We start from the raw sequence: 23,704 nt of genomic DNA, 5'->3' as shown, positions 1-23,704 counted from the left end.
TACCACCGGCTCACAATCCGCTACGACCGCAAAGGAACTCACTATCTGGGCTTCCTGACGTTGGCGGCCACGCTCACCTGCTTCAAGAAGCTGGCGAAAGCAAAATCAGCCATGTGAGACATGGTCTTAATCGAGGCCTGGTCTACTTGTCTCAGGCGATATCCCCATGGCCGGGAACGCACCGCGCTACGCGGGGACGTTGCGCATAGCTGCCGCGATGGCGTTCGCATACGCCATGCGTTGCCCGCGGGCCTCGCCAGAACTTCTTTCGTAATATTGATCGAATACCGCCGCCGCGGCTGCGGGCGTTTGCGCTGCTCTGAGACGTGCGTAGGCACCCGACTCGCCACTGCGCAATTCGTGCATCATGAAATCGATTTGGACCTTCCAGTCGGTGACCGGCTTTCCATAGGTAGCGGCGAACCGCTCGAGATTCCGCCGTCGTCCACCCAGCCACTGACACAGACCTATGGCGCCTTCGCGCGGGTTGAAAGCGTCGGTCCTGAACCCTGATTCGACCTGGATATTGCCCAGAATTCCGGCTGCTTGCGCAGGTGTGAGCCCATAGTGCGAGACGAGGTACCGATACATGTCGGCGACCTGCGGATTCTGGCCGCCGGGGATATTGTCGGCAGATACGCCCGGCCGGCTCGGCGGTCGGTAGTTTTTTCCTGCGATGTTGTACAGATACTGCTTCGTCAACCGATTGATCGCCGCCGCAGTATCCGCCGACTTCGCCTGCCCCCCCGACACAATCGCCTGCGCCTTCTGCAACGCCGCGGTCAGAATCTGATGAACCTTCCGCTGCCCCGCCTTCGTATACGCCTGCGGACCCAACTCCGCCAACGCCACATTCACCTCACGCACCAACCCGACAACAGCCTTCTTATCGACCTTGTTCGACCCCGCCAACCCCCGCACATACGACACCAACTGGTTATCCAAATTATTGAACGCCTTCGCCGCCGTCCGCTGAAACAACCGCGTCGCCCGAATCGACGCCGCCCCCGCACCCCGACCCGACGAAACCCCCGACCCCCTACCCAACTCCCGCCCCTGCGGATCCGACGGATCACCCCCACCATAAACCGCCTCCAACTCCCGCAACACCTGCAACGCCCGCTGCGCCTCCGGCGACATCCCCCCACCAACCACACCTCCACCAGCATCCGCAGCCACCGGCGCAGCACCACCCCCACCGCCACCACTACCCAACCCCGCCAACGCCGACGCAATCATCGGCAACATCCCCAACGCCAACGGCGCCGCCATCGCCGCCACCGGCAACAAATCCCCCACCAACCCACCATCCACCAACGGCCGCGGCTCCCCCTCACCCCCACCCTGCGGCGGCGGAACCTCCCCCACCTGCGGAGCCACCACACCACCCGGCACCACCTCACCCGGCACCGACTGACCCGGCTGACCCTGACCCGGCTGACCCTGACCCGGTTGACCCGGGTTCCCCTGCTGCCCAGCAGAACCCGGAACCCCCCGCTGACCAGGCGAACCCGATTGGTCCGGCTGCCCAGCACCATGCGACTGCCCCGGACCAGGTGCACCATTCGACTGACCAGGTCCAGGCGACGGAGTTTCCGATTGCCCAGGCGGCACGGTCCCGGGCCGGGAGCGTGGATTCCCCGGTCGACCCGACCACGGCGTCACCGGAACAGGCGGCGCCGCAACGTCCTCACCGGGCACGATCTGGGGCTCTACTTCGGTAGGTGGCATCGCGTACTCGTCACGTCCCGCTGCCGAGGACTCGCTTCACCCGCACGTCACTGCGGCTGGGGATGGTCAGTTGAACGAACCCGCCGGTCACCGAATCGGCGGTGACGAGCTGAGTGGCGCTGACGGCGATTCCGACGTGGGTCGGCGCGTTGTTGCGGTAGTCCCAGAAGACCAGATCGCCCGCCGACACCGCGGACGGATCCACTCGCTGACCGCATGCTCCCTGCGCCGCAATCGTGTGCGGCAGAACGACAACCGCGACACCGGAACTGTCGGACTGTCCGCATGCCCGCCGAGCGGAACCTCCTGGTCGCCCCGCGTCTCCAGCGGGTGGCTGCGCCACCGGCCCCGCGGCGAGTTCACACCGTCCCGTCGACTCTGCGGCCGAGGCCCCGTAGATGATCGATCTGGCGAATCCCGCCGCTTCCTCCTGGCCACCCGTCCCGTTCCGAGCCCCGCTCGCCGACGAAGCTGCGCCCAGCTGTGCGAGCGCGAGCTCACGCGCACACTGGGCGCCGGTTCCCGCACTGCCGGTCAGCAAAGGGGCATTCTGGTATGGCGCGTCTTTCAGCGCCGAGGCGCAGGCGCGCTGCCAGTCGGACGCGCTGGTGTCGTCCGGCGCGATGGTCAACTCCGCGAACGGGTTCGTAGTGGGAGCGGTGTACACACCGGCTGCCGGTGTGCTCCGCGCAGTCGGCCGCTCCACGGCTGTGGCGCGACTCGGAGTCACGGTCTGGGAGGGATCGGGTCCCACCACACTGTCGCACTGGTAGTGCAGGTCCGATGCGATCGACGATGTAGCGCCACCGACCACGAGTACCAGAACGACGACCACACCGAAGAGGCCGGTCGTGACCGCCAACACCACCCACACCCAGGCCGGGATCATCGCGAGGATCAGGAGACGACCGATCATCGAATACCCTTCTGTGAAATCCGGCCGGTTGCCCAGCGTTCGGAACCTCGGTGCTGATCAGGGGCGCCGGAATCTCAGGTCATTCAGCAGACCCTCCGGGATGTGCTCATGTGGGTCCCGATTCCCCGGGTGCACCGGGAGTGGGGTCCTGTTGATGTCCGGTTGCGCAAGCGAGACAGCACCCGTGATATTCCGCCCTGCTTCCAATTGGTTCGTCATGGCGGCTTTGTCGATCTCGGAACGTAGCACCCGGACCCGCTCCAAGTCGGCAGGATTTTGTGCCACCCAATTGGTGGCGGCCTGGACTCGGAGCGCATGCTCGTTCGAGAGCCACTGCCTCAGCCGGTCCGCCTCGTTTTGTGTCACCCTTTCCGTCCCCCCGCCGGCGAGTGACAAGAGTCCGCCGGTTTCCGAGTTGGCAGCGTCTCGCAGGCTATTGATGAACTGTGCGTCAGGGTTTCGGATATACGAATACCCGACATCGTGCAGCCTCTGCCTGCCAAGCTGGACACCGCCGGAGTAATCGCCTCGATACCGATCGACGCTGGCTTCCAACCCGTGGAACCTGGCTATCGCCCTGGTTCCTCCCGGATTCCTGATGGCATCCCGCTCGAAATGCTTGTGGGCGGCGACGACATGACCGAGGTGCGTCGAGGCGAGTGGCTCTTTGTCCGCGTGCCGCATGATGTCCACTCGTACGTCACTGGCCAGCTGCGCTTCCTCCTCGCTCATACCGGCCATGATGAGGGAGTGATAGATACCGCCCGTCAGGCCTGCCGCATGCGAGACATTCTCCGCGGCGAAGGCAGCGTGTCTCGCACGGCCCCGGCCACTCCTTCTGGAGCGTGCGATTCCAGCCCGCGCCTCGTTCGCCAGCCAAACGCGATCGAACACACTAGCATGTGCGGCGGCTCGCAGATCCCTGGTCTTCAGTCCCCTTGCCTTGTTCTTCTTTTCGACCTGGTCCAGCCAGGCCCAACGACTGAGCGGGTTGTTGCGGCCGGCGAGCCAGCCTGTGATCGGCGAGCTGTTGATAGTGGTGGCGGCGGCGAGGACCCCGAGCGGGCCCATCGAGTTGCTCGCATTCGCATCACCCATACCCAGGGCCCTCCCGCCGCCACCACCACCGGCGCCGGCGCCCTGCGCCGAAAGGCCGTTCTGCATCGCCAGCGAGAACCGGTTGGCTATCCAGTCGTTGCCGCCGTCCAAACTCTTGCTGAGGCGCCGCAGCTGCACGATTGCGACGATCTCGACGATCGCTCCGATGACGAACACCGCCATGACCTGGCCCCGTGCCTGTTGGAACAGACTGCCCATGAACAGCTGGTACAAGCCCAGAAAGATGACGAAAACGGCCATCCGAAACGCGGATATGAAGCCGTGGACCACACACCGGACGGTGAACGTCTGCGTCGGCCCGTATACGAACCCACCAGCGGCGAACCCGAAGATCGTCATGAACCCGTAGTAGATCGTGTCCAGTGCAGCCCAGATGATCTTGATGGCCATGTACACGGCGAACAGCAGCAGGATGATCGCGCACAGCAACAGCAGCAGTCCGGCTCCGATCTGGCCTACGCTCGGATTGTCGGCCGCGGCATAGGCGGCACTGTCGCCGCACGCCTTCAGCCCGTCCTTGACCCGCTCTTCATCACCAGCCATGACACCAGCCGACCATGCCGCCTTGCAGGCCGGTCGCTCGTCCACCACGTGCCCGAAGTTCCACACCTGCAATGGAGCCCGCATGAAATTGTCGGCGCCGCTCACCTGTATCGCGGCCACCACCTGCTTCGGATCCGGACTGCTGTTGCCGTTCAAGCCGGCCGCAACCGAAATACCGAGGTCACGCCCCTGCGCCAGCAAGCCGTGCGAAGACAAGACCTCGGCCAGCGGATCGGCCAAGAACACCGGCCCGAGGATCGCCACTCCCACCATCGTCACAACCTGCGCGGTGGCCTTCGCGGAATAGCCGCGCACGATGAACCACCCCACCGGGACTGCACCGATCGTCACGAAGGTCACCAACACCATCGGCGTCGCGATCTGCGCGGTGAGGTTTTCGGCCACCCCGCGCAACGGCGCGCCGAACATGTTCAGCCACCCGAAATCCAGTGCTTCACCGGGCAACCAGACGAATGTCGTCGTGAGAGGGTGCCATATCGCGAAGAAAAGAATGATCAGGCTCCACAACACAAGCCTTCCGAGGTCCAGGCTCCACACGCTGCCGCGATTGCTGACGAACATGTAGCTCGAAACATTGACGCCGGACGAGTCCTTGATATCCATCCAACCGAGCGCGCTGTTGGGCGCGGCCGCCGGCGTCACGGTACCGGTCTGCGCCATGGATATTGCAGAGATGAGGCCTGGGAATACGAACACGACGAAAAGGGCGATGAGAATCCAGGCGGTCCAGCGCCGGGGGCGACTCGCCGCGATCCAGGCACGACATCGCCGGAACACCGCCTGCGGCCGGTAACGCTCCGTATCCCAGAACTGCGGTTCCCACGGCATGCCGAAGGAAGGCTGGTCCGATCGAAAGGTCCGCTGGAGACGCGACTTCATGGCCGGACCGGTCGTTCCGAGAGGGCGGAGCGAAGGCCTGCGACGCTGGTCGGGGTGCTGGTGATCGCCGCGGCGCGGTCCGGACGCGCCGGGCCGAGCACTTTGCCCCGACCGATGCGGTTCAGCGCGTCACGCATGAACATCTCACCGCGACGCTCCTCTGGCACCTGACGCCCTGGGCCGACCGGAGGCGAGGTCTCTTCGCGAAGGATCTGCAACAAGAAGGGCGCCTCCTCCAGATCGACGCCGAGCCACTCCAAGCTGTTGCGCGCCAGGGTTTCGTCGCGCTGCCGGAAGATGAACCGGTTGGGGATGAGGTTGTGCGCGGCGCCCTGGAAGTCGGTGGCCGGATCGTGCGAAGCCAGGCCGATCGCGGCCAGGTGCTTGCGGCCGTCACGACTGAAGTCCGAGGTGACCGCGGCGCCGACCTGCGTTTGTGTGAAGTGATGCGCCTCATCGCCGACCAACAGGCCGAACCTGCCGTTGTCGTTGAGAAACGCCTCCCGCGCGGCCACCCCCACCAGCTCGTACAGCGCGGTGCCCAGCCGTTTGGTCAGCGGCAATCGGTTGTACAGATGCGGGGTGGTGAGTTCCTCGGCCGTCGGCAATTGCAGGTTGTGGCTGCGCACTACGGTAGCGGCGGCATCGAGGCGCAACGGGCGCAGCTTGGGGTCGAACAGCACCGGCACCCGCTCGACCACGGTGCCGATCCGCGCCGCGAGATCGGCGTACTCTTCGCCCTGGCCCGGGTGATCCCGTAACCGCCGCACGACGTGGAATAGATCCAGCAGGCTCTTGATCCCGTGCTCGGCCATTCCTCTCGGCGACAGCAGATTGCTCACCGCGGCACCTGCACCGGAGGTCGGCGACAGGTCGAGCAGCGGCAGGATCGAGTCCAGTGCGCGTTCGCCCGCGATCCGCGGGTCGAACAATCGCAGCGGGTCCAGCGACACCGTCGGATTGGCCAGGTCGATGATGACCGCGTCATCGATCGACTTCGCGAAATGCTCCCATTCGCCGACCTGACTGCGGTCGATGGCGAGGAATTGCCCGCCCATGTCGTGTACGAGCACCGCCATCAGCTTGAGGAAATACGACTTGCCCGAACCGAGTTCGCCGGTCACCGCGAACGAGGCGGACAGGTCGTGCAGCGCGGCCTCCATGATGCCGAAGTGGATCGGCTCGAAATGACCCGACAGCAGGTTGACCCCGATCACCGGCCCGCTGTCGTCGCCGATCTGACTGGTGGTGAACGGCACGAAACCGGCCCACATGTCCGAGGGGAGGATATGGGCGTAATCGTCGAAGGCCCGCCGCGGCGGGCTGCCGGGAACGAACATCGACCACAGGTCGACTTGCGCGCCGACCGGCGCGGTCATCTCTACCTGGAACCGCTTGTAGCGGCGCTTGAGCGTGTTGACGGCATCCATGGTGGCGTCCCGCGACGGTCCGCCGATGGCGATGACAGTGGTGAACGAGACCTCCGATTCACCGCCGTTGACCTCGAAGTGGTGGTTGTACTCGCCGAGCATCTGCGCCTTCGAGGTCAGCGTGTTCTGCGCGAAGGAGATCTCCTGGTCCCGCTGATCCATCTGCTCACCGAGCCGTCGCAGGCTGAGCTCATTGTTCTTGAGCACCTGATCGGCGGGTTTGGTCGAGATCCGCATGGCCCAGTCGACGGTCACGTCGCCGAGGCCCTCGAGCACGTTGAGGAACTCGCTGCCGCCGGGAAATGTCATGCCCGCGTATGGGAACGAATGCGGCGTCAGCATCGCCTGATAGGACGGGCGGTACTCGAAATCCGGCTGCACCACCTTGATCACGGGGACGAAGGACGGCCGGATACGCCGATTGCTCTCGGCCTGGGCGCCCTCGTCGAGCGCGGCGGAGCGGAACACCGCCGCCGTCGCGTCGTCCAGCGCGCCCGCCCGGGTCGGCGCCACCGGGTCCCCTGCGGCACCGCGCGACAGATAGTGCTCCCACAGCCATTGGAACAGGGCGGCGGGCACCGGCACGGGATCGAAGTCACTGCCGACCCTGGACAGGATCTCGTTCGCCTTCTCGTCGTAGGCGTCCAGGTCGGCCCGGGAGATCGCCGTCGCGTCGATCGTGGCGGTGCTGCCGCGCCACAGGCGCGACAACGCGGACATGCTGGAGTTACTGGCGCCGACCGGGATCGACAACAGGAAGATGCGCGTCTGCGGCATGATCGCGTTGACGCGCTCGTAGGAGGCGACCACCTCGTCCGCGTAATCCTCGCACTCGTCCAGGTCGACGCCCTCCACCATCTTGGTGAGCACGTCGATCGTATTCAGCCGCGCCTGGATGCCGAGCAGCAGCGAGCCATTCGGCAGATTGGTCACCAGCGCGTGATGCGCCGCTTTCACGTCGTGCTTGTCGCCGGCCTTACGCAATCCGTAGCCGAGCGGATTGATGAAGTAGGTCGCGGTGACCAGACCCGAATGGGTGAACTGGAGATTTCCGCGAATCGCCGCGGTGGGCTGCAGATCTCGTCCGAGTGCCATCAGGCGCGTCCTCCGGAAGCCGGGCCGTTGCCGTTGCCGTTCAATCGCTGCTGCAGGTCGGCGCCGCTGCCGCCCCCGGCGACCGCCTCGAGCAGCCGGCGATCGGGCTTCGGTTGGGCAGCCGCGGCCACGCCCGGGCGGTCGGGCAGCAAGAGCACCACGGTCTCCTCGATGAACATGGTGTGGCGCACCGAGTCATTGTTGATCGGCATTCCCGAGGCGGACACCGGCTTGCGGTAGACGATGAGCCTGCCCAGCCACAGGGCGCGCGAGGTCATCCGCACGCCGGTGTACGGCACGAGTCCGACCGCGAAGACGGAGACAATGGTCAGTGAGAGACCGGCGATGAAGGTGACCGCCGGGTTGACCGGAAGAGTCATCGCGGACACCGACGTGATCAGCAGCAACACCGCGCCGGTGCCGACCTGAGGCAGGGTGTAGGGACCGAACGGGAGTTTCTGCCCGTTCTGCGCCTTGCCGATCATCGTGGGAACACGTTTGATCGGCGTGAACACCTTGATTACCTGGGTCACCGATAACCGCCGACCGGGTGATCAGGAACGATGAGGTTCGCATCGGTCCGCGCGTAGTTGATCGTCGTAGGCAGAATCCAGATCACCACCCCGGCCATGATCCCGGAGAAGAAGACGACGATGATCCTGGCCGGAGACAGCCTGGATTTCGCTCCTTCGGAAATCACCACACCGATGGTGATAATGGCGATGATGATCAGCCCGCCCCATCGGACAAAGATCAGGATGCCATAGAGGATGTTGCTCAGATTACCCATCGGGCTGCCTCTCTGATCAATTCTGTGTCGCCGGCGGAATCTGCACCGACGTCGAGGGTGACGAGGTCGAAGTGGGCGGCGAGCCGCCGCGGGAATCCTGACCGACGACCACCGCCAGCGGACTCGACAGGGCGGGAATCGGATCGATGGACGCCACCTGCCACTGGCCGGCATTGCGGATCATCGTCAGCGGGTAGGCCAGCGTGGCGGTGGCGCCGGTATCGGCTTTGGGGTTCACGGTGGCCAGCACTTGGGCCTTCGCGGCGGAGGATCCGCAGCCCGCGTCGTCCGCGCTGAGCGAAACGAGCTCGACCGCGGTGAAGGGGGCGGGTTTCAGCGCGGCCAAGCCGGCATCCGGTGTGGTGTAGCGCGCCACGTCACCGGTTCCTGCCAGCAGGGCGCCAAGGAACCCCGCGGCCACCTGCGCCAGCGGCGTATCCGCTGCGCAGGGCGAACCATAAGCCAGTTTCAGATCGACGCCCTTCGCGGGTGGTTGGACCACCGCGGGCACCGACAGCGCACGTAATCGTCCGTCCGACACCGACACCGCGACCCGGTAGAACTGCCGCGTCTCCGGAGCCGTGGCCGCACCGCTCTTTCCGACTCGCACCGATACCGTCACCGACCAGACATCGAGCCCACCTGTCGATACCGCGCGCGAGACATAGACGACCGACGGGTCGGAGACTTGCCGTGCGGACGAAGGCAGCGCGATCTGCTGATTCGAGCCGACGAATTCGCCGATCCGATCCTGCTGCCCCGCAACGGCGGTGAGGTAGGTGACGACGAACTGCTCGGCGAAAGAACCGGCCAATTGCGCACGCCCGACAATTGCCGTGGTCGAATCGTCCGACGGCGGAGGCGGGCCGGAATCGAAGACGCTGAGAATCGCGTGGCCACCGCCGAGTACGGCGAGTACGGCGAGCACCGCGACCACCACATTGTCGCGACGGCGGCGGGCGGCCATCCGGCGAAGCAGAGCCTCACCCGAATCTGCCGGCCCACGAACCACTGTCCTCACTCCCGAAATGGTAGAGAGCACAGGCCATCCCAACCGGCCGGTAGTTCCCAGCAGTGGGAACCAAAAGGCTCAGCAGGCCGGGCTGCTTTTCATCCTGCCCGCCAGCCAATGCCGCAATTGTTCGTCATAGCCGATCGGCGCGCTGCGCTGCCGCGGCTCCACGACTTGGCGCTGGGTTTCCAGCAGCGGAACGTCATCGGCGGCCCGGACCAGTTGCGCGATCGCGAGCTGCCTGCTCGAGTACCCGGGGTATGGATAGAGCAGCAGAGATGTCGGCGTGTATCCGCCGCCGTAGTTGAGTACCCGAAGGGTTACGCCCGCACTGTCGCCCGACCGCAGCCGTTCACCCAGTTCGACCAGGCGAGGCCGGTCATCGGGGTGGAACACGTCGACGGGCCGGAAGAGATAGTCCCAGCGCACCCACGGCGCGGGATCGGTGAGCCAGTGCGAAATACTGGTGCGCTCGAGCTGGATCACGGCCAGATGCGTACCCGCGCGACGATGCGCCTCGCGCAACCCGATCCGCTCCAGGGTCGGCCACGCCGACGGCGCGTTTTCCGAGGTGACGTCCTCGATCAGCAACCAGGCGCCGCGAGTGCGTTCGTCGTCGCGGGCACGAATGGTGAGCCGCCACTGCGCCGGACGGCCGAACCCGTGCACCACGGTGGTGTCGAACTGCATCCGGTCCCCAGGTTTGGGGTCATAGAGGAGATCGAGGACCTCCGCGTGCCGATCGAAGCTCGACACGCGGTGGAACAGTTCCGCGATGGACATCCTGGGCACGTACTGCTCGGCCGTGCTACCGGACAACCGCGTGATACCGCTGGGCTGCTGGATGGTCTGACTGCTCAGGTCCCAGATGGCGCCCACCGCGGGGCGCAGCACCGGCACCCGCTCGGCGGCCGGGCCGAGCCACAGGCGCACCGCATGCACGTCAGCCGCCGGACCGAAGACCGGCCGGATGAGCAATTGGTGCGGGCCGGTGCGCGTCTGGATGACCAGGTCGACGTCCTGTGCCTGGTCATGCGCCGTATGAATGGCCTCGGTCAGTCCCGCGGTCGTGAGCTTGTCGTAGAGGGCGGGCGTTTTGGACAGCGTCCGCTGCAACACCCGCTGCCAGTTCGCGAACTCACGCGGCGCATCCCCCACCGACGCGACGGACATGCCGTCCGGCGCCAACGTCTCGATCGTCACCCATGGAATCACTGCGCCACTTCGCTTCGCACTTGCCCGTACCAGCCGTTCCTCCGGATCCGCCTCAATCCGGATGAGACATCATGTGACATTAGGCAATGTACCGTTATTCAGCGGCGCAATCAACTCGTAAGGCTCAAGTCTTTGTTCCTATCAAGTCTCCATCATGTTCATCGGACACGCCGCAGCGTGTTCATTTTGTTCAGGTTTCGTTCAGTCGACCAGGCCCACAGACGGCACGTGGTCCGGCGGCACACCGCGCGCAAACCGACCACACACCAGCATGGGCGACACGCGGGCTTCCGCTCGGCAAATCATCCGACGTGTCCGGAAACCCTTTCTCACACAGTGCATTACGCGACTGTGAGGATGCGATCAAGCGCTCTGCGCGCTGAGCGCAAGCAGACCTGCACCTGCAAGCAACGCGACATCGCCGAGCTGCGAAGGAACGACGCGCAATCCCGGTAGGAAGCTCAGCCTGGCATGGGTGGCGACCGCCTCGTTCAGGGGCTTCCACAGCACCGGACCCGCTTCGACGAGCGGGCCGCCGAGTACGACGAGATCCATGTCGAGCAGTGCGGCCACCGACGCGATCGCCCTGCCGAGCGCGGTACCAGCCCTGCCCAGCGCGGCGGCGGGAATGCCTTCGCCCACACGGGCGGCTTCCACCAACTCCGCCACCGAGTTACCCGCCCACCCTTGCTCCTGAGCCCAGCGCACCGCCGATGCGCCGCTGGCGACGGCTTCCATACAGCCTCGTCCGCCGCATATGCAGCGATCATCGAAGCCGGGGACCAAGACATGACCCACATGTCCAGCATTACCGGTCCGCCCCACGACCGTGAATCCGCCCACGATGATCCCGCCACTGATGCGATGAGATGCGATGATGGCCATCGCGTCCACCACTTCGGTCATGGCGCCGAAGTTCCGCTCGGCCAGAGCCAGGCACACACCGTCCAGAGCGAGATGCACCGATGCCGAGGGAAACAACTTCCGAGCGGCGTCCACGATGGCGAACCCCGTCCGCCATTCGGGAACTTCCACGGGCGCGACCACCCCTGCAGCCATGTCGATCGGCCCGGCCGAGGCGATGCCGAGGGCGGTGACCTCGGCACCGCCCGCGGCCTCGAGCAACATCTCCTGGCACCGCTCCCACGCGCCGGAGGCCGGGACCGGAATCTGCACCACGTCGTCGGTGCCGACGTCGTCAGCGATTCGGCTCGCCGCGAACCTCGATGAACCGATCTCCAACGCCAGCACTGTCATGACTTACGCACCACCAAGGACTCGACGCCAAAAGGTCCACGCAGCATAGTCACAGGCCGTCGGTGCCAGTCGGTTTGAGGGGTTGCCCGAGCACGATGTGCCTGCGGGGCGCGGGCAAGGTGGACACAGTACGGAGCGGGCGCGGCCCATTGCGGATGATGCGCATGGGGCGCTTGTGGTCGATCGGCGCGGCGCGGTGCCGGTCGAGGTTCTCGATGACGCTGCCGGAGTTGTCGTAGGCGACGCCCGCCCAGATCATCGCGCGGGGACCGTCACCGCGGGCTGTGAGCGTCTGCGCCAACTGGCGGCATTGCACGAAGAGGGGGCAGCTCTGGCAGGTTCGCACGGCTGACCGCCAGGCATCCGGATTCCCGGTGTCCATGTCCCAGTTGTCCGGGACGTCGGCGCACGGGGGCCGCTGGTTCGACTTTGCCGGAATCGACGAGATCTTTGCTGGCGCAAGGGCTCCCGTGTCCATCGGAAGGGTTCGCGTAATGCTCATAGCCATCTCCGGAGATGCCGAGGGCACACCTGTGGCAGGTGTTTGGCCCATGGATCGGACGGTCATCAGGGCTGCTCAACAGTCCCCGGAACCCAGCCGCGATAAGCTGGTCTACGCCACGGTAGCCCACTGTTGCCCAGCACACAAGATCTTGTACCGCTATGTAACGGCTCGTTGACCTTCGAGCAACACCCAGCTACCGTTTTTAACGGCACGTTATGAAACGGCCCATTTTCCACGGGGGCCCAACTATGGTTTCCTTTTAAACATGGCTGCAGACTCTGAATTCACGATCGACGAACTGGCACGGGCAGCCGACACCACCGTGCGCAGCGTCCGCGTGTACCACGAGCGAGGTCTTCTGCCCTCGCCGGAGGTGCGTGGGCGGATCGGGTACTACGGGTCGGACCACCTCGACCGGCTGCAGACCATCAGCCGCCTGCTCGGGCGGGGCATGAAGCTGAACGGGATCAGGGAGCTGCTCGAGGCCTGGGACCGTGGCGACGGACTCGCGGACGTCCTCGGCGTGAAGGACGCGGCCGCGGCCGCCACCGCCGAACCGGACCCGGAAGCCATCACCGAACCCAACGACGAGTACGCCGAGTTGCCGGAGTATGCGAAGCAAGCGCTGGCCGCCAGCGACGATCCGCTCGAGGCGTACCGGGTCACGAACCCGCGTTGCTGCGATCTGGCCACCCGGCTCACCGACACCGGACTGCCGATGCGGGACACGTTCCAGTTGGTCGAACGTCTGCGCGCCGACTGCGATCGCATCGCCGACCGCTTCGCCACCGAGCTGTTCTACCGCTTGGCGGGGCAGACGTACGAGGAATCCGCGCGGACGCCGCGGGATCGCACCAAGCTCGAGACCGACCTGGCGATCGCTCGGCTGATCGTCACTCGCGCCACCTCCGAACTGATCGATCAGGCCTTCGCCAGGCACTCCGAACTGCCACCGCCCTCGATGACCTCGGGCACGCAGGCACCGTCCGATCGGTGACGGCGCAGCGGTTCGCGCCCGTGCGGTGAACAACGAGACAAACACGGAAGCACAGACTTCCGAGCCGATCCAGTTCGTCACCGATCTACTCGGAGACACCGTCGCGACACCCGATCCCGCGGTACGGACCATCACCGACCCCCGAGCCGCGGCCGCACTCATCGCGGAGGAGACCCGATCGCGCGTGCGCGCGGTGGTCGAACGCTTCGACGGCGTCCCGGCGGTCTTGCTCAGCGGCGGGGTCGACTCGATCTATCTCGCCGCGGTCGCGGTGCGCCTCGGCGTCCGGCCACATGCGATCACGATCGTCACGACGGGTGACACCGACGCCACGGGCGCGGTGGCGGCCGCGGCGGCGCTCGGCCTCCCCCATGACGTCATCCGGCTGACCGGGGCCGAAGTGATCGACCTCGCCCGCGACGCCATGCGCAGGCTCGGCACGTCAGAGCTGTGGGAGGTGGCGGCGGGCATCCCGCTGCTCGCCGCGCGACGCAGCCTCGACCGGCTCGAGCGCGTCGGCGCCATCCTCACCGGCTCCGGCGCCGACGCGATCTTCGGCGGTGGCCGCTCGCTGCGCCACCCGCTCCACTCCCCCGCGGCCCGCGCGGAACTCGACCGCCTGATCCGTGCCGAGTCGGCGGCGAACTTTCGCTACCGGCGGCTGGTGCCGCATTTCCATCCGGCACTGTTGAATACTTACGCAGACAAACTCGTTCACGTCTTTCAAACGGTGCGCTGGTGGCGGCTGGCCGAAACTCTCGCGCCGCCGGCATTGTTCGGCGAACACAATGGCCGGCGAATCGACAAACTCGCCTTACGCATGGCCTGTGCCGAAGAGTTGCCCAGCGGCGCAGCAGACCTCGCCTGGCGGGCGAAAGCCCCGATCCAACGCTCCTCCGGGCTGTTCACCGCACTCGCCGCGGCCGCACGTTCGCACGCGGCGAATCTCCCTGGAGCACGTACGTATACCGATCCCATGACCGAAGACGCCGAAGCAGTCGCCATCCGGCTCTACCTGACGCTGCTGAATCAGAATGAACACGGCCCCTCCGCCCCGGGCCGCGAACGATGATCGCCTGAACGATGGTCGGGGTGACAGGATTTGAACCTGCGACCCTCCGCTCCCAAAGCGGATGCGCTACCAAGCTGCGCTACACCCCGTGGCCCTCGCGGCGGCGGGGCCGCCGCCGACGAGGATGAATGCTCCGTGGAGCGGGTGACGGGAATCGAACCCGCACCATCAGCTTGGAAGGCTGAGGTTCTACCATTGAACTACACCCGCAGGCATACGACACCGATGGGATCGCCACGATGTCGTGTGCGATCCGACTGTACCGAATCCGGCTTCCGGAACGCCAATCAGCCCCCCTGAGCCGCCTGATCTCGACGGTGCGGACCGGAGCGCTCCAGGGTTGCCGCACCGAGTGTCGCACGAGTCGTCCGCCGGACCGGACCGGCGCGCGGGCGGTGAAATTTTAGAGGTGATTTTTCATTGAAACTCTGGCGTGTCGGATGCCGGTGGGCGAAACTCGAGTGACGCGCGATGACTCCGCCGGGGAACATCGCCGACCCGCCGCCGACCAGGCCAGGAACATCGCTCAGGGGATTTCCGATGAGGACCGCACGACTCGCCGTCACAGTTGACTTGTTCGGCGTGTTGCCGAGCGTCGGGCGCTGCACCGGCGGGTCGGCGGGGCAGTGTGCCCCGAGAACGTCCCGCCACCGCGCACGGTCGGCTAACCGCGCGGCAACCGGCTGCGTCTCCCGGCCGAACGTGGGAGCGACGTCCACCCCGGCCATCGCGCCTCAGGCACCGCCGTTCATCGTGACCGCGCGTGCCGCTGTCCGGCATCCGGACGACGGCCTCGGCGGGGGTGGAGCAGTGCGCGATGCGGAACATGCAGTGCAGGCGGCGAGGACGCGAGCGCCGACCCGAGAACATCCGGAACAGTCATTCGAAGCTCGACAGGGAAGACAAGGACGTCGCGTGCGAGAACGAATTCTCGGAGAACCGGTGGCGCGGGGTGGGTTCGGGCCGCACTCATGGCCCGCACGCCCCTTCCCGCCCACGTCCTGCAGCGTGTCACCAGCGCGTCGTGGCGCGATTTCGCAGCGAACGGAATTCGGGTGTAACACCAACGCGAAGGGTACGATCACAATCCCGATCGCTATTCGCGAGGTGTCGAGAACACGTTGTAAAACGGTGCTTTTCGATGCCGAGTGGCTTGCTAGGATCCTTTTTGCCGGACGGGGGTATCTGGAAAGGGGGCGGTGAGCGTGCGCCGAACCAGGTGGACACAACCGCGTAGCAGTGGGCACGATCAGCGTGACGCCGGCGCCTGTGTCAGCACAGGGCAGCTGGGCACCGACGTCACCCGTACCGGGTGAGTCCGATGTCCGCCGACATCGAACCCCCGGTAGCCACCATGGCCCGAGCATGGGCTCGTGCGGTCTGCGCCGAGCCCGGGTCGGGCGCCACACCCCAGCAGCTGGAGCCGGTGCTGATCGAGATCATCGAGCGGCTGCTCACGCTCGCGCGGACCGAGCCGTTCCCCTGGCTCGAAGCGCGGATGCTCGGAGCCAGGCTCGCCGAGGCGCCGTTCGAGCGGATCCGGATGTTGGCGCAGGCCACGCGATGGCTGCTCGGCTTCCCCTCCGGCACGCCCGGTTCCTTGGTGGCCACGCGCTGGCCGTTCATAGCCAGCCAGGCCATCGACAGTTACGCGCAGGCGCTGCAGGAGCGGGCGCTCGCGCAGCAGGAGCAGAACCTGTCGGCCAAGGTGTCGCTGCGGGTGCAGGAGATCGCCGCGTTGCAGCACCGGCTGCGCCACGAGGCCACCCACGACGCGCTCACCGATCTGGCCAACCGCACACTGCTGCAGGACAAGGTGCGGCTGATGGCCACCGACCCGACCCGCGGCGTCGGGCTACTGCTGATCGACCTGGACCGGTTCAAGCAGATCAACGACGGATACGGGCACGCGATCGGCGACGAGGTGCTGGTCGAACTGGCGGGCAGGCTACGCGAAGCCTGTCCGCCGGACACCGTGATCTGCCGGTACGGTGGCGACGAGTTCGTCCTCGCGATCAACGCGCACCGCAACACCCTCGGCGACCTCGCACACCGGATCGTGGCCGCGCTCCGCGACCCGGTCTGGTCGTCGGCGGGTCCGGTTCCGGTGTCGGCCAGCGTCGGAACCGCCTACAACCCGCCGGGCAGGCCGATCGATTTCACTGATCTGCTTCGCCGCGCCGACCGGGCGATGTATTCCGCCAAGACGGCGGGCGGGCGCCGGTTCGCCTTCGCGGACGAGCCGGATATCGACACCGCCGTCGCGGGATGACCGGTATAGGCGGCCTGCGATCGGTTCGGGTCAGTCCGGTTGGCAGGTCGGGCACCAGAAGAGGTTGCGGCCCTGCATGACCTGATCCGCGACCGGCGTGCCGCACAGGCGGCACGGCGCGCCCTGGCGGCGGTAGACGTAGGTACGGGGACGATCGGGCGCATACGAAGGCTCGCCGTGGTCGTGTTCGGGCCGGACCACGACCATCTTCCCGACGCGCACCCCCACCCGCATCAGCGCGACGAGATCGGTCCACATGGCCGTCCATTCGTCGGCCGATAGCGCCGTTCCCGGGCGATGCGGCGAGACTTGATGGCGGAACAGCAGTTCCGCACGATAGACGTTGCCGACACCGGCCACCACCTGCTGATCCATCAGCAGTGCACCGATCGGCCTGCGCGAGCGATGGATACGTCGCCAGGCACGGTCCGGGTCGGCGCCGCGGCGCAGCGGATCCGGGCCGAGCCGATCGGTGAGCGCGGCGACTTCGGGCGCGAGCAGGATCTCGCACGCGGTGGGCCCGCGCAGATCGGTGCCGAAGCCTGACGTTCCGTCCGGTCCCCCGATCATGCGCATCCGGACTTGCCCGACCGGTTCCCCCATCGGCAGCTCGGATTCGGTGAATGCGCCGTAGAGGCCGAGATGCACGTGCACGACCAGGCCGGAGTCGTAGTGGTGCAGCAAGTGCTTGCCCCACGCCTCGGCCGCGAGCAGCACCCGGCCGTCCACCCGGGCCGCGCCCGCGGCGAACTTGCCCTGCGGGCTGGATACGCGCACCACACCGCCCGCGAGACGGCGATGATGCAGCCGCGCGAGGCGGTGCAGCGTATGTCCTTCCGGCACAGGCAGTTACAATCCCGTCGAGATCAGTACCCGGGAACGGCCGGTGCCACGCCGGACTTCTCGTACTCGGCCAGGATGTCGATGCGCCGCTGATGGCGCTCCTCGTCCGACCACGGGGTGCTGAGGAACGCGTCCACGATGGCCAGCGCCTCCTCGGTGGAGTGCATCCGGCCGCCGATGCCGATCAGCTGTGCGTTGTTGTGCTCACGGGCCAGCTTCGCGGTCTCGACGCTCCACGCCAGCGCGCAGCGTGCGCCGGGCACCTTGTTCGCCGCGATCTGCTCTCCGTTGCCGCTGCCGCCGAACACCAGGCCGAGGCTGCCCGGGTCGGCGACGGTACGGCGGGCCGCCTCGATGCAGAACGCGGGGTAGTCGTCGAGGGCGTCGTAGACGAGCGCGCCGCAGTCGACGACCTCATGGCCAGCCTGCTCGAGATGGGCCTTGACGTGATTCTTCAATTCGAAACCGGCATGGTCGGCACCCAGGTATACGCGCATGGCAGGCATTGTGTCAGGCCCTCGCGGCGCGGCAGGCAACAGGGCGCACCCCCATGATTAACACCGGCGCTCGCCGCGGCGAATCGACTGATACGCCAGCTGTGTTCGCGGCCATGGTCGCATGGCGTGAGGCCCTACCTGTTCCCGGTGACTGAATAGAGTTCAATCCATGCAGCCGCACGAACGCCAGCCGCACGACCAGGCGGCCCCGCAGGCAGACCCGTATGCCGAGCAGGCCGGATGGGCGCAGGTTCCGAACCCACCCGCCGCACCCTATGGACAGCCGTACCCGTCGGGCACGTATCCGCCGGCGCCCACCGGCTCGTATCCGGCCTACGGCCCCTACCCCGGTGCGCCGATGCCGCCTGTGGCGCCACCGCGGCAGCAGCCGCGTGGTCTGTCGCCGTTCGGCATGCCCGCGCGGCACAGCTGGGAGATTCCGATGCTCGTGCTCGTGATCGTGCTGACCGTCTTCGCCTACTTGATCGCCGTGCTGCTCCTGGTGACCGGCAACGTCGACCAATACGTCGTGGCGTTGGTGGCCGCGCCCCTGCTGCTGTGGTTCGGCCGCGGCATCACCTACGCGACGCAGCGGGTGAACGGCGTGAGAATGTCGCCGACGCAGTTCCCCGAGGGCTACCAGATGGTGGTGGATGCGGCCGCCCGCTTCGGCATGGCGAAGGTGCCGGACGCGTACGTGGTGCTGGGCAACGGCCGGATCAACGCGTTCGCCAGCGGGCACGGCTTCCGGCGCTTCGTGGTGGTCTACAGCGACCTGTTCGAGATCGGCGGCGCCGCACGCGAACCCGACGCGCTGGCGTTCATCATCGGCCACGAGGTGGGCCACATCGCGGCCGGGCACACGTCCTACTGGCGGCAGCTGGGCATGTTCCTCGTTCCGTTCCTGCCGATCATCGGTAGCACCCTGATCCGCGCGCAGGAGTACACCGCCGACAACCACGGTTACTGCAACCGGCACACCGGCGCGTCCGCCGCGATGGGCACGTTGGCCGCGGGCAAGTACATGAACCGGCTGGTCGGCTTCGACGAGATGGCCGACCGGGCGGCGTTCGAAAAGGGGTTCTTCGTCTGGATGGTGAACGCCCTGTCCAGTCATCCCGTGCTCACCTGGCGAATGTGGGCGCTGCGCGACCGCAGCAGGCACGGCAAGCTCTTCCTGCGCCCGAACCCGCCCGCGGGCGCCGCCGTGCCGACGGGCGGCTACCCGAGTTCGTACGGTGAGGTACCGGCGAATCCGCCGAAATCCGTACTGTGACCGCGCCGGGTGCGCCGCCACGCGGCAATCCGGCTCCGCAACGGACGGCGGCGGCGAATCCGCCCAAGTCAGCGCTGTGACTGCGCCGGGTGCGCCACCTGGCGGCAATCCGGCTCCGCAACGGACGGCGCCGGCGAATCCGCCCAAGTCAGCGCTGTGACTGCGCCGGGTGCGCCACCTGGCGGCAATCCGGCTCCGCGACGTGCGGCGCCGGCGAGCCCGCCGGAATCCATACTGTGACCGGGGCGAGTGCCGCAGGGGCACTCGCCGTTCGGTGCTCAGTCGAACGACGGATCCTCGGTTCGCGTCCGCTTCAACTCGAAGAAGTGCGGGTAGGACGCCAGCGCCACGGCGCCGTCCCACACCTTGCCCGCTTCCTCACCGCGCGGAATGCGGGACAGGACCGGGCCGAAGAACGCCGTCCCGTTGATGTGGATGGTCGGGGTCCCGACGTCCGGTCCCACCTTGTCCATGCCCTTGTGGTGGCTCGTGCGCAACGCCTCGTCGTACTCGGTGCTCTCGGCGGCCGCGGCCAGTTCGGCGGGCAGGCCGACCTCGGCGAGCGAGTCGGCGATCACCGCGGCGAGCGTCTCCTTGCGGCTCTCGCGTTCGTACTCCGCGCGCCGGTTGTGAATACGCGTGCCCATCGCGGTGTACAGCGGCGCCAGCACCTTGTCACCGTGCTCCTGCGCGGCGGCGATCGCGACACGGACCGGTCCCCAGCCCGTGTCGAGCAGTTCCTGGTACTGCGGGGGGACGTCCTTGCCCTCGTTCAGCACCGAGAGGCTCATCACGTGGAATCGCACTTCGATGTCCCTGACCTGCTCGACCTCGAGGATCCAGCGGGAGGTGATCCAACACCAGGGGCACAGCGGGTCGAACCAGAAATCGGCGACGTCCTTGGTGGCTTTGTCGGTCACGGGCGGCTTCCTCTCGATCGCATGCTCACGGGCGGCGCACAGCAGGCCGCCTTACCGAGCAACCACACCGGCGGGCGATTCGTTCCCGTCCGGAGCGCCGTTTTCCCGAGCCGCCCAGGCGGCTGCCAGTAGGGTTGGTCGGCAGGAGCCTGGTTCCCTTCGGAGGAGGAGTCCGCGATGAGTTCTGACCGGCATTTCGTCATCGTCGGCGGCGGCCTGGCCGCGGCCAAGGTCGCGGAAGCATTGCGGGACAAGGACTTCGACGGAACCGTGACGCTGATCGGCGCCGAGGAACACCTGCCCTACGACCGGCCGCCGCTGTCGAAGGAGCATCTCGCGGGCAAGAAGGCATTCACCGAGTTCATCGTGCAGCCCGCCCAGTGGTACCGCGACCACCACGTCGATGTGCGTCTGGGTACCACGGTCACCGGGCTCGACGCCGCGGCGAAGACGGTCACCCTGCCCGACGGCTCCACGCTGCCCTACGACAAGCTCGCGCTCGCCACCGGCTCGACGCCGCGCACCCTGTCCATTCCAGGCGCCGACGCGCCCAACGTGTACACACTGCGCACCATCGAGGACTCCGACACGCTGATCGAACTGTTCAGCGGGGCCACCCGCCGGATCGTCATCATCGGGGCGGGCTGGATCGGTCTCGAGGTCGCGGCGGCGGCCCGCGCCGCGGACGTCGAGGTGACCATCGTCGAGCTCGGGGACCTGCCACTGCGGGCGGCGCTCGGACCGGAGATGGGCCAGGTGTTCGCCGATCTACACCGGGCCAACGGCGTCGATTTCCGTTTCGGCGCGCAGGTCGAGGCGATCACCACCGAGGATGCCATCGCCACCGCGATCGCCAACGGTGTCCGGCTCGCCGACGGCAGCACGATCGAGGCCGACGCGGTGCTGGTCGCCGTCGGTGCGCGCCCGAACGTGGAGCTGGCCGCCGACGCCGGGCTCGCGGTGGGCGACGGCGTGCTCGTCGACGAGCGCTTGGTCACCAGCGATCCGGACATCGTCGCGGTCGGCGACATCGCCGCACACCGGCATCCCGTCCTGGACCGGCGGATCCGAGTGGAGCACTGGGCGAACGCGCTCAACCAGCCTGCGGTCGCCGCCGCGACCATGCTCGGCAAAGAGGTTTCCTACGACCGGCTGCCCTACTTCTTCACCGATCAATACGACCTCGGCATGGAGTACACCGGATACGCGGCACCGGGCGAGTACGCCAGGGTCGTCGTGCGCGGCGATCTGGCGGCCCGCGAATTCGTGGCGTTCTGGCTGGATTCGGACAACCGCGTGCTAGCCGGGATGAACGTGAACGTCTGGGATGTGACCGACCGGATCAAGGAACTGATCCTGGCGGGTGAGCCGGTCGACCCGGACCAGCTGGCGGACACCGAGAAACCACTGTGACGTGAATCACTCAAAGATGTGTCGAATCCGTGTGCAGGGCTCCGACCTCATCGGGACGCCACAGGCCGCGGGACGCGGCCGGCGCCGGAGGAGAGGAAACGAACCATGAAGTACATGCTGTTGAAGACCTACGGACCCACAAGCTTCTGCGACACACCGGTCAACGAATGGTCGCCGGAAGAGATCCAGGCGCACATAGACTTCCAGCGCGCGCTGGGTGCGCAGCTCGCCGAGTCGGGCGAGCTGGTGGACGCGCAGGGATTGGCCGGACCGAGCGAGGCGAGGGTGGTCAGTTCGGACGGGCGGTCGGCGCCGGTGATCACCGACGGACCGTTTCCGGAGACCAAGGAGTTCCTGGCCGGGTACTGGCTCGTCGACGTGGACAGCCCCGAACGGGCCTACGAGATCGCCGCGCAGGCCTCCGCCGCACCCGGCCCCGGCGGTAAACCGATTGGCGAGTACATCGAAGTTCGCGCGGTGATGGGCGCCCCCGCCACCGAGCAGTGAGCGACCGGCGTGCGGTGCCCGACGACACACCGCTCCCGGCGAGCACCGAGGACCTGCTGCGCACACTGGCGCCGCAGGTCCTCGGAACGCTCGTCCGCCGGTTCGGTGATTTCGACACCGCCGAGGACGCACTGCAAGAAGCTCTGCTGGCGGCCGCGACGCAGTGGGCTGGACAAGGCCTCCCGGATAATCCACGCGCCTGGCTGACCCAGGTGGCGCAGCGGCGGATGGCCGACGCGGTGCGCACGGAGGTGGCCCGGCGGCGCAGGGAAACCACCGCGTTCGACCGTGAGGTGACCGACGCCGTCCCGGTCGACCACGACGACACGCTCACCATGCTATTCCTGTGCTGCCACCCGGCCCTGTCCCCGGCCGCCGCCATCGCGCTCACGTTGCGCGCGGTCGGCGGGCTCGGCACCGAACAGATCGCGCGCGCCTTCCTGCTGCCGGAAGCGACTATGGCCCAACGGATCACGCGGGCGAAGAAGAAACTGGCCACCGTGGAGCGGCCTTTCGCGCGGCTCGATGACGAGCAGTGGCGCGAGCGCCTCGGCGCGGTCCTGCACGTCCTGTACCTGATCTTCAACGAGGGACACACCAGCAGCTCGGGGCCGACTCTGCAACGCACGGATCTGGCCGACGAGGCGATCCGGCTCGCCAGGGCGGTGCACCGGCTGCTGCCCGACGATCCGGAGGTCACCGGGTTGCTCGCGCTGATGCTGCTCACCGATGCTCGCCGCGCCGCTCGCATCGGCGCGCACGGCGAGCTCATTCCGCTGGCCGAACAGAGCCGCGCGCGGTGGAATCGGGCCTTGATCACCGAGGGAACCACGCTGGTCACCGGCACGCTCGCCGGCGGCCTGCGCGGGCCGTACCAGATCCAGGCCGCCATCGCCGTTCTGCACGCCCAGGCCGCATGCGCCGAGGACACCGACTGGGCCAAGATCTCGGCACTGTACAACCGGCTCGAGCAGTTCACCGACAACCCGATGGTGACCCTCAACCGGGCGGTGGCGACGGCGATGGTGTCGGGGCCCGAAGCCGGTCTCGCCCTCGCCGCGACACTCGACGGCCGACTCACCGGCACACACCGCCTCGACGCGGTGCGCGGTCATCTGCATGAGATGGCAGGCGATATCGCCGCCGCGATCACCTACTACACGAGTGCCGCCGCTCGCACGACCAGCATCCCAGAACGCGACTACCTGACCATCCGCGCCGCCCGTCTGCGCTCTGTCTGATTTGCAGCGCCTGCGGCGCTGCGTGTTCGCGGCGAGGCTCGATCTCGCTGCGCTCGAGACCGGGAGTCGGACCGATCCGCATGCGTGGCGCGGTATCCGCTGCGGTCTCTACGGGCGATCGAGTCACCGACCGCCCCCACGACTTCGGCGTGG

General features: G+C 67.0%; 20 protein-coding genes and 2 tRNA genes. 7 read left to right on the top strand and 15 right to left on the bottom strand.

Annotated features, from left to right (window positions below):
* Positions 1 to 186: 186 nt before the first annotated feature.
* The 10 genes from IU459_RS27545 to IU459_RS27500 form a co-directional block, all read right to left on the bottom strand.
* The gene (locus tag IU459_RS27545; RefSeq protein WP_195132484.1) at positions 187 to 1,299 is read right to left on the bottom strand and encodes a phage tail tip lysozyme; all 1,113 of its coding nucleotides are present in this window, start codon (positions 1,297 to 1,299) and stop codon (positions 187 to 189) included.
* Between the two features lie 442 nt (positions 1,300 to 1,741).
* Positions 1,742 to 2,647 carry an NlpC/P60 family protein gene (locus tag IU459_RS27540; protein WP_195132483.1) on the bottom strand — a complete coding sequence of 302 codons (906 nt, stop codon included), beginning with the start codon at positions 2,645 to 2,647 and terminating at the stop codon, positions 1,742 to 1,744.
* Between the two features lie 57 nt (positions 2,648 to 2,704).
* Positions 2,705 to 5,209 (bottom strand): hypothetical protein, encoded by a 2,505-nt coding sequence (locus tag IU459_RS27535; RefSeq protein WP_195132482.1) that lies wholly within the window; start codon positions 5,207 to 5,209, stop codon positions 2,705 to 2,707.
* Positions 5,206 to 7,734 (bottom strand): ATP-binding protein, encoded by a 2,529-nt coding sequence (locus IU459_RS27530; RefSeq protein WP_195132481.1) that lies wholly within the window; start codon positions 7,732 to 7,734, stop codon positions 5,206 to 5,208. Before IU459_RS27530 ends, IU459_RS27535 begins: the two co-directional genes overlap by 4 nt.
* Positions 7,734 to 8,267: a hypothetical protein gene (locus IU459_RS27525; protein WP_195132480.1), complete on the bottom strand. Its 534-nt coding sequence runs from the start codon at positions 8,265 to 8,267 to the stop codon at positions 7,734 to 7,736. Before IU459_RS27525 ends, IU459_RS27530 begins: the two co-directional genes overlap by 1 nt.
* Complete coding sequence (locus tag IU459_RS27520) at positions 8,264 to 8,524, bottom strand: hypothetical protein (protein ID WP_040775570.1); 261 nt, start codon at positions 8,522 to 8,524, stop codon at positions 8,264 to 8,266. The genes IU459_RS27525 and IU459_RS27520 overlap by 4 nt, the downstream gene beginning before the upstream one ends.
* Before the next feature lie 16 nt (positions 8,525 to 8,540).
* Complete coding sequence (locus IU459_RS27515; RefSeq protein WP_324199050.1) at positions 8,541 to 9,545, bottom strand: conjugal transfer protein; 1,005 nt, start codon at positions 9,543 to 9,545, stop codon at positions 8,541 to 8,543.
* 69 nt (positions 9,546 to 9,614) lie between these two features.
* Positions 9,615 to 10,739: a GAF domain-containing protein gene (locus IU459_RS27510; RefSeq protein WP_195132479.1), complete on the bottom strand. Its 1,125-nt coding sequence runs from the start codon at positions 10,737 to 10,739 to the stop codon at positions 9,615 to 9,617.
* A 375-nt stretch (positions 10,740 to 11,114) separates the two neighbouring features.
* Positions 11,115 to 12,008 carry an ROK family protein gene (locus IU459_RS27505; RefSeq protein WP_195132478.1) on the bottom strand — a complete coding sequence of 298 codons (894 nt, stop codon included), beginning with the start codon at positions 12,006 to 12,008 and terminating at the stop codon, positions 11,115 to 11,117.
* Between the two features lie 49 nt (positions 12,009 to 12,057).
* The gene (locus IU459_RS27500; RefSeq protein ID WP_195132477.1) at positions 12,058 to 12,510 is read right to left on the bottom strand and encodes a hypothetical protein; all 453 of its coding nucleotides are present in this window, start codon (positions 12,508 to 12,510) and stop codon (positions 12,058 to 12,060) included.
* A 268-nt stretch (positions 12,511 to 12,778) separates the two neighbouring features.
* On the opposite strand from IU459_RS27500, the gene IU459_RS27495 reads away from it, so the two are divergent.
* Together IU459_RS27495 and IU459_RS27490 are read left to right on the top strand one after the other, a co-directional pair.
* A complete protein-coding gene (locus IU459_RS27495; protein WP_195132476.1) occupies positions 12,779 to 13,510 on the top strand; it encodes a MerR family transcriptional regulator in 732 nt (243 codons plus the stop codon).
* A gap of 25 nt (positions 13,511 to 13,535) precedes the next feature.
* Positions 13,536 to 14,582: an asparagine synthase C-terminal domain-containing protein gene (locus tag IU459_RS27490; protein WP_195132475.1), complete on the top strand. Its 1,047-nt coding sequence runs from the start codon at positions 13,536 to 13,538 to the stop codon at positions 14,580 to 14,582.
* A gap of 12 nt (positions 14,583 to 14,594) precedes the next feature.
* On the opposite strand, the gene IU459_RS27485 is transcribed toward IU459_RS27490, so the two are convergent.
* Positions 14,595 to 14,671: transfer RNA gene (locus tag IU459_RS27485), tRNA-Pro, on the bottom strand.
* Between the two features lie 47 nt (positions 14,672 to 14,718).
* Positions 14,719 to 14,792 (bottom strand) — tRNA-Gly (locus IU459_RS27480).
* 1,111 nt (positions 14,793 to 15,903) lie between these two features.
* Between IU459_RS27480 and IU459_RS27475 the strand changes: the two genes are divergently transcribed.
* Positions 15,904 to 16,854 carry a GGDEF domain-containing protein gene (locus IU459_RS27475; protein WP_195132474.1) on the top strand — a complete coding sequence of 317 codons (951 nt, stop codon included), beginning with the start codon at positions 15,904 to 15,906 and terminating at the stop codon, positions 16,852 to 16,854.
* A gap of 30 nt (positions 16,855 to 16,884) precedes the next feature.
* Here IU459_RS27475 and IU459_RS27470 read toward each other — a convergent pair whose 3' ends face one another.
* A complete protein-coding gene (locus IU459_RS27470) occupies positions 16,885 to 17,697 on the bottom strand; it encodes an Fpg/Nei family DNA glycosylase (RefSeq protein ID WP_195132473.1) in 813 nt (270 codons plus the stop codon).
* A 23-nt stretch (positions 17,698 to 17,720) separates the two neighbouring features.
* The gene (locus IU459_RS27465; RefSeq protein ID WP_195132472.1) at positions 17,721 to 18,194 is read right to left on the bottom strand and encodes a ribose-5-phosphate isomerase; all 474 of its coding nucleotides are present in this window, start codon (positions 18,192 to 18,194) and stop codon (positions 17,721 to 17,723) included.
* A gap of 169 nt (positions 18,195 to 18,363) precedes the next feature.
* Between IU459_RS27465 and IU459_RS27460 the strand changes: the two genes are divergently transcribed.
* Positions 18,364 to 19,470: a M48 family metalloprotease gene (locus IU459_RS27460; protein WP_440446534.1), complete on the top strand. Its 1,107-nt coding sequence runs from the start codon at positions 18,364 to 18,366 to the stop codon at positions 19,468 to 19,470.
* 278 nt (positions 19,471 to 19,748) lie between these two features.
* On the opposite strand, the gene IU459_RS27455 is transcribed toward IU459_RS27460, so the two are convergent.
* Positions 19,749 to 20,390, bottom strand: a complete 642-nt coding sequence (locus IU459_RS27455; protein ID WP_195132471.1) for a mycothiol-dependent nitroreductase Rv2466c family protein — start codon at positions 20,388 to 20,390, stop codon at positions 19,749 to 19,751.
* A gap of 177 nt (positions 20,391 to 20,567) precedes the next feature.
* On the opposite strand from IU459_RS27455, the gene IU459_RS27450 reads away from it, so the two are divergent.
* The 3 genes from IU459_RS27450 (at position 20,568) to IU459_RS27440 (ending at position 23,551) form a co-directional block, all read left to right on the top strand.
* A complete protein-coding gene (locus IU459_RS27450; RefSeq protein WP_195132470.1) occupies positions 20,568 to 21,803 on the top strand; it encodes an NAD(P)/FAD-dependent oxidoreductase in 1,236 nt (411 codons plus the stop codon).
* 105 nt (positions 21,804 to 21,908) lie between these two features.
* Positions 21,909 to 22,310, top strand: a complete 402-nt coding sequence (locus IU459_RS27445; protein WP_195132469.1) for a YciI family protein — start codon at positions 21,909 to 21,911, stop codon at positions 22,308 to 22,310.
* Positions 22,307 to 23,551: an RNA polymerase sigma factor gene (locus tag IU459_RS27440; RefSeq protein ID WP_195132468.1), complete on the top strand. Its 1,245-nt coding sequence runs from the start codon at positions 22,307 to 22,309 to the stop codon at positions 23,549 to 23,551. The genes IU459_RS27445 and IU459_RS27440 overlap by 4 nt, the downstream gene beginning before the upstream one ends.
* Positions 23,552 to 23,704: the final 153 nt, after the last annotated feature.

It is taken from the genome of Nocardia amamiensis (assembly GCF_015477605.1).
Classification (GTDB): domain Bacteria; phylum Actinomycetota; class Actinomycetes; order Mycobacteriales; family Mycobacteriaceae; genus Nocardia; species Nocardia amamiensis_A.
This window is presented reverse-complemented; position numbering and strand designations above follow the sequence as displayed.

Coding starts and splice junctions, on each gene's coding strand:
- IU459_RS27540 (WP_195132483.1), bottom strand. CDS start 2,647: ATGATCGGTCGTCTCCTGATCCTCGCGATGATCCCGGCCTGGGTGTGG.
- IU459_RS27535 (WP_195132482.1), bottom strand. CDS start 5,209: ATGAAGTCGCGTCTCCAGCGGACCTTTCGATCGGACCAGCCTTCCTTC.
- IU459_RS27530 (WP_195132481.1), bottom strand. CDS start 7,734: ATGGCACTCGGACGAGATCTGCAGCCCACCGCGGCGATTCGCGGAAAT.
- IU459_RS27520 (WP_040775570.1), bottom strand. CDS start 8,524: ATGGGTAATCTGAGCAACATCCTCTATGGCATCCTGATCTTTGTCCGA.
- IU459_RS27505 (WP_195132478.1), bottom strand. CDS start 12,008: ATGACAGTGCTGGCGTTGGAGATCGGTTCATCGAGGTTCGCGGCGAGC.
- IU459_RS27500 (WP_195132477.1), bottom strand. CDS start 12,510: ATGAGCATTACGCGAACCCTTCCGATGGACACGGGAGCCCTTGCGCCA.
- IU459_RS27495 (WP_195132476.1), top strand. CDS start 12,779: ATGGCTGCAGACTCTGAATTCACGATCGACGAACTGGCACGGGCAGCC.
- IU459_RS27475 (WP_195132474.1), top strand. CDS start 15,904: ATGTCCGCCGACATCGAACCCCCGGTAGCCACCATGGCCCGAGCATGG.
- IU459_RS27465 (WP_195132472.1), bottom strand. CDS start 18,194: ATGCGCGTATACCTGGGTGCCGACCATGCCGGTTTCGAATTGAAGAAT.
- IU459_RS27460 (WP_440446534.1), top strand. CDS start 18,364: ATGCAGCCGCACGAACGCCAGCCGCACGACCAGGCGGCCCCGCAGGCA.
- IU459_RS27450 (WP_195132470.1), top strand. CDS start 20,568: ATGAGTTCTGACCGGCATTTCGTCATCGTCGGCGGCGGCCTGGCCGCG.
- IU459_RS27445 (WP_195132469.1), top strand. CDS start 21,909: ATGAAGTACATGCTGTTGAAGACCTACGGACCCACAAGCTTCTGCGAC.